Source organism: Pseudomonas agarici, assembly GCF_001543125.1.
Taxonomy (GTDB): Bacteria; Pseudomonadota; Gammaproteobacteria; order Pseudomonadales; family Pseudomonadaceae; genus Aquipseudomonas; species Aquipseudomonas agarici.
The window spans coordinates 3,231,248-3,236,965 of sequence record NZ_CP014135.1 but is presented as its reverse complement, the minus strand read 5'-3'; the positions used below and the strand labels follow the sequence as shown (position 1 = coordinate 3,236,965).

Here is a 5,718-nt window from a genome sequence, read left to right as displayed (position 1 = left end):
GCGAACCGTACTATATCGAAGAACAGAACCTGCGCTTTCAGGGGCAGTACCTGGACCGCGAGACAGGGCTGCACTACAACACCTTTAGGTTCTATGATCCGGATGTGGGGCGGTTTACCACGCCGGATCCGATTGGGTTGGAAGGTGGGGTCAATCTCTACCAATACGCACCGAATCCGATGGGGTGGATTGATCCCACCGGGTTAACCAGTTGCGAACTATCCAATGCCATGGAGAGAAATGGAACAATTCGTCCGCTAAACTCGGCCGCTCACCATATTGTTCCAGAAACAGCAAAAGGCGCCAGGCCCGCCAGAGACGTTCTGCAAAAATACAATATAGGAATAAATAAAAATGAAAATGGAGTATTCTTACCAACAAATAAAAATACAAGCAGCACGCCAGGAATACTGCACAACGGGAAACATCCAAACAAGTATTTGGATGCGATAAATAGGCGAATCATAACTGCAGATAAAATAGGTGGAAAACAAGCCGTAATCAATGAATTACAGAAGATCAAAAACATTCTTTCATCCGCCAACCGAGGCGCCAGTTGGTACAACATAATATGAATCAAAATATTTATCTACTTCAATCGGATACAACCAATTACTGTACATTTACCGAAAATTATCTGGATACCGAAGAAAGCATCATCGGCAGAGCAGCTAGCCAAAACTGGAAACCTTTTCTAAATTTTCACGACCCCATATATCTTGAACTTAGAAAAAGCGACACTGGAAAATTAAATTATAAATTTGACTTTAGCAGCTCCCTAAGTCCTTTTTTTGTAATTAGTGATTTCGCATTTGAAAAGTTAGATGACATCCTTTCTCCACGAGGACAAATAATACCAATCGTAACCAAAAATAAAGCTAAAAAATTTTACGGGTACTACCCAACCAATGCCCTATCCAACTGCCTTAACAGAGAGTTATCCACCTACGAAATTTATCAAGATAAACTTTTGGTAGAGACTCCAGTACTAACCAAAAACAGCATTTCTGACGAATACTTATTCTCTATAAACGAGGATATAAGCCGCGTTTTTGTTACTGAAAAATTTAAGAATCGAATCGAACATTCTAGACTATTAGGCTTCGATTTTTCCATAAAAATAGAAACCCATTAATGCGGAAAAATGGGACAGGAAAATGGGACAGATTTATTTTCATCCTAAATATTTTTCTCTGTGAAACATCAACATAGCTGATTAGAGAATAAATCTGTCCCCTTTTACCTGTCCTGGATACAACAAGGAAGTTCGTTCGCAACTTAATGAAATATCGATTGCAGGCAAACAGAGAAGTGGTCAAACTCACAATATACGCAAGCTGTAAATGAAGTGGTTCGCTCTCAGAGAACAGGGCTACGCAGTGGGCGAACAAAATTTAACAAAAATTCGACCCAGGCAGGTCGTTGCGGAAAATAGCATGTACCTATTTAATATTACTGAAGATTACTCGGAACTTTATTGGTTCAAATATGATCAGAGCATCTCTCCAGATCACTTGCTATTTATAAGCGGAGAGAAACAACCAACTCCCATCACGCCCCCCACTTTCAGAAATAACAAAAAAATAAGCAAAGAGCGGCTGCTTTCATTTGACATTTTCCAAAGTGACACGCTGGAGTTCGTCAGCAAAAAAATGGCACAAATTTTTATTGAGTATGCTAGTGACGTTCAAATATTTCCAGCTGATATTTATCTAAAGAAAGAAAAACTTAAAGATTTTTTCGTATTCAACGTCACACAAACACTACCATGTATTGACATGAAAAACTCCGAGCATAAGCCTATGTTCAGCTTCATGCCAAACGGACCCACTGCGTTCTCCACAATAAAAAGCCTTCCGCCCACCGCTCTCTTCGGGCACGACATAGTTAGAGCAGAAGAAAGTCCGCAAAGACTATTTGTTTCGGAAAAATTTAAACTGCATTGTGAAACAGCGAAACTCAAAGGCTTGCGATTCATGGACTGTTCTAAGGCCATTCGGATCTGAGCGCAATAACTGCACCAAGAGCGCTCTTACAAGAAAAATGAGAAAAATAGAAAAATAGAAAAATAGAAAAATAGAAAAATGGGACAGATTTATTTTCACACATGCGCAAGGCATTTTGAAGAAGCTTGGCATCGGTTTGAACGACAGTCCCCACAATTTTGTGTGGGCACCAAATGGCAGCGGTAACCACACAATCGCCAGCACCCGAAAAGTGTCACAAACACTCGATGAAGCCCGCAAAGGCGGAAAAAGCAAGGTCATAGAGGCGTTGAATGCAATGGGCGAAAAGATGAGAAACGGTGAATCTTTAGATGACTAGCCTGGAAAAAATGTATGGGAAGAACACTCCCTTGATTCGAGATATTTATTCTCATATAGAGGCAGGAGACGTTGATTTTCTGCATATCCAGCTAAAAGCTCATCCAGAGTTGCTGGAGCCCCCTTGCTATGACTTTTTGGCTTACCCAGGGCTGCTGCATCATGCTGCGGAGAGAAATCAGACCGCAGTTTGCTCATTGTTAGTTGACCTGGGTATCAACATCAATCAACCTACTGTTGGTTCGGGCAATACTACAGCGTTGGCACTGGCAGCAAAAAATGGACATTTAGAAACAGTTCGCTGGCTTCTGAAAGCCGGAGCGGATGTTGATGGTTCTCCTCTCTCTGTCGTTTCTCCACTGATAACCGCCGTCACTTTCGGGCAAAAAGAAACAGTTGATCTGCTGCTCGACTACCATCCTGACGTCAACAGGCTACATGCCAAATTCAATAGAACAGCTCTTGATTTGGCTCAGAGCTGGGGCTTCCCTGATATTATCAAATGTCTAAAAGCAAGAGGTGCTGTCTCAGCTGTTGAAAAGACGCCGGATGAAAGTACGTTACTTGGTGCGTCAATTATTGATTTTGTATGTAGTACCGTTGGCCCGGTATTACCCGAAAAATTGATTCCTCAACCCGAATCTGTGAATGTAAATTTTAGAGTCAGCTGTATCGCTAACAAAAATGATTACAAGCTTTTGTTTACTGTAGGCCTTTTTGTTGAAAAACCGCGCACGGAGCTCTTTATCTGTCTTCCAGGAAGTTGGAGATTACCGAAAAAAGGCTTCTCTAGCGATAGCCCTTGGATGTTTCCCCAGGCAATACTTACTCTACTGTCCGAACACACTTTCAAAAATTCGCCTTTAACCGAGGGGCAAATAATTTTACGAACCGATAAAAAATTTAGCCACCTGGGTTGGCCGGACCATATTGATGCGCTCGTCGTCTTGGATAAAGTTTGGAACACTGATAACGAGGCAGATTCAGGTGACCATGAAGACTCGGTAAAACTTTACGTTCTCGCCCCTTTGAAGCTATCAAAGAAAGGGCTCCCCAAGGGAAATGCGCTAATTTCATTGCTTGACAAAAAACGTAAAGCAAACTGGAAAAGTGTTTCCCTTACATTTCCGGCTTAAGATTACCATACTGAGAAAGGAGCAGGTTTATGTGCCTCAGCAGGCTTGATCGCCTACTGGACAACCATTCACAAGCCCAAGAGGTCTTATAGTGCGAAAAATGGGACAGATTTGAATGGTACTTAATTAACGGCTAACTAGCTGATATATCTGCAAAAAAATTAAAAAAGTTGGCCTTGGTCTAAAGTGATAGTTGCGAACACACACCGATCAAGCAAGGACACAGCCCGAGAGAATCGTAGACGCCAAATCGTCCGACATCAACAGCACCGTATGCGCCAGCGAAAAAAGAGAAGCCCGCGGGGCCATAGCGAAACACACCGCCGCCAACCGGCTCAACGGCCAGCAACAAAGCGCAGGACGAGTGCTGCACAACAAACTGCTGACCTATCAGGACAAACGCTATCGCTACGATGGCTTTGGCCGCATGATCGAAAAACGCAGCGCCAGCCACCGGGTACAACGTTTTGCCTATGACGCCGAACACCGCCTGATCGAAGTCCACAACCAGGACGGCGTCCGCGAAACCGTGGTGCGCATGACCTACGACCCGCTGGGCCGGCGCATCGGCAAAACCGAACACAACCACAACGGCTATTTACTGGGCGAAACCCGTTTTACCTGGGACGGTTTGCGGCTGTTGCAGGAACACAAGAACACCCAAACCAGCCTCTACCTGTATGTCGACGAAGGCTATGAACCGTTGGCGCGAGTCGATGGCCTCGGCGACGTACAGAAAATCCGCTACTACCACACCGACCCCAACGGCCTGCCCGAGCAACTGACGGAGGCCGATGGCACCCGGGTATGGCAGGCGCGCTACAAAGTCTGGGGCAATACCCTGGAAGAAGTGCGCGAACCGTACTATATCGAAGAACAGAACCTGCGCTTTCAGGGGCAGTACCTGGACCGCGAGACGGGGCTGCACTACAACACGTTTAGGTTCTATGATCCGGATGTGGGGCGGTTTACCACGCCGGATCCGATTGGGTTGGAAGGTGGGGTCAATCTCTACCAATACGCACCGAATCCGATGGGGTGGATTGATCCGTGGGGCCTCACAGGGGACCGGTACCCTTCTTGGATGCCAACACGACAAGGCTATCAACGACACCATATCGTTCCGTATGAGTTCAGAAATCATCCGTTCCTGCAAAGAACAAACAGCAATATCAACGGTGCGACAAACATGATTTACCTGCCGATTGCCAATGGTATACATCCTTCAAAAGCAACACATGTAAATTTCATGCTCGATGGGAAGCCTCATTCCGGATATAATAAAAAAATTGGCGGTGCTCTTGACACATTAGAACAGCGTGCAATTAAGAGCAAATGGAGTAATCGGCGTACCACACAGGAAATACTAAATCTTCAAAAAAATGTAAGAGCGGATTTAAATACGAGGCCCTGTTCATGATCGACATCTATGAAATTAGTAGTCCGATAGACATCTCAAACTCACGGGTAGAGTTCGCAAACAATGAAACGGAAAACTTATTTGAATTTTTCATGTCAAGCGAAAATCAGCTTCCACAACCGCAAGATATAAAGCTTATAGCGCAAAAAAATTTAACGAATGAAGATATAAAAAAAGCGGACTTTCTCAACGCTATAATTAATGTCCCAATTTTTTCAAGTCGCTTTGTAAAAAAATTTCAAAATCAATTAGTTAGCGAAATACTATTTTATCCATGCACCATAAGCAAATCACATATTTTTTATATTGGAAAAATATTGAATTTCTTAAAAATTATAGATTATGCAAACTCTAAGTATATGCCTTTGAGCGATCCAAACGATCCGCCAATATTGGTTGAACCGAAATTTATGCCACCTTCGTCAAACTTTTTTATTGCTCGCGACGTGATTGAGTCAACACATTATGTGGTTAGCAAAAAATTTAAAGACTTAATTATAAAAAATAAATTTGAAATCAATTTCAAGAAAATAAAAAATTAATGCTAAAAATGGGACGACTAAAAATGCAGAAAAGTGATACTGGCGCCCGCCCGACAGAAATACTTCGAATACGATGTCCTCGACAACCTGCTCAACGGCCAGCAACAAAGCGCGGGACGAGTGCTGCACAACAAGCTGCTGACCTATCAGGACAAACGCTATCGCTACGATGGCTTTGGCCGCATGATCGAAAAACGCAGCGCCAGCCATCGGGTACAACGTTTTGCCTATGACGCCGAACACCGCCTGATCGAAGTCCACAACCAGGACGGCATCCGCGAAACCGTGGTGCGCAT

At 43.8% G+C, this 5,718-nt stretch carries 5 protein-coding genes and 2 pseudogenes; all 7 read left to right on the top strand.

Going from position 1 to position 5,718, the window contains the following annotated elements; all coding sequences use genetic code 11:
• A partial coding sequence (locus AWM79_RS14145; protein WP_208599905.1) for an RHS repeat-associated core domain-containing protein occupies positions 1-575 on the top strand: 575 nt, incomplete at its 5' end.
• Positions 572-1,135 carry a hypothetical protein gene (locus tag AWM79_RS24435; protein WP_082712625.1) on the top strand — a complete coding sequence of 188 codons (564 nt, stop codon included), beginning with the start codon at positions 572-574 and terminating at the stop codon, positions 1,133-1,135. The genes AWM79_RS14145 and AWM79_RS24435, both read left to right, overlap by 4 nt.
• Positions 1,136-1,343: 208 nt before the next feature.
• A complete protein-coding gene (locus AWM79_RS14140; RefSeq protein WP_060783106.1) occupies positions 1,344-2,006 on the top strand; it encodes an imm11 family protein in 663 nt (220 codons plus the stop codon).
• Between the two features lie 311 nt (positions 2,007-2,317).
• Complete coding sequence (locus tag AWM79_RS14135) at positions 2,318-3,460, top strand: ankyrin repeat domain-containing protein (protein WP_060783105.1); 1,143 nt, start codon at positions 2,318-2,320, stop codon at positions 3,458-3,460.
• 310 nt (positions 3,461-3,770) lie between these two features.
• A pseudogene (locus AWM79_RS14130) lies at positions 3,771-4,880 on the top strand (RHS repeat-associated core domain-containing protein); the annotation flags it as partial.
• Positions 4,877-5,422, top strand: a complete 546-nt coding sequence (locus AWM79_RS14125) for a hypothetical protein (RefSeq protein ID WP_060783103.1) — start codon at positions 4,877-4,879, stop codon at positions 5,420-5,422. The pseudogene AWM79_RS14130 and the gene AWM79_RS14125, both read left to right, overlap by 4 nt.
• Positions 5,423-5,485: 63 nt before the next feature.
• Positions 5,486-5,718: pseudogene (locus AWM79_RS25015) on the top strand (hypothetical protein); the annotation flags it as partial.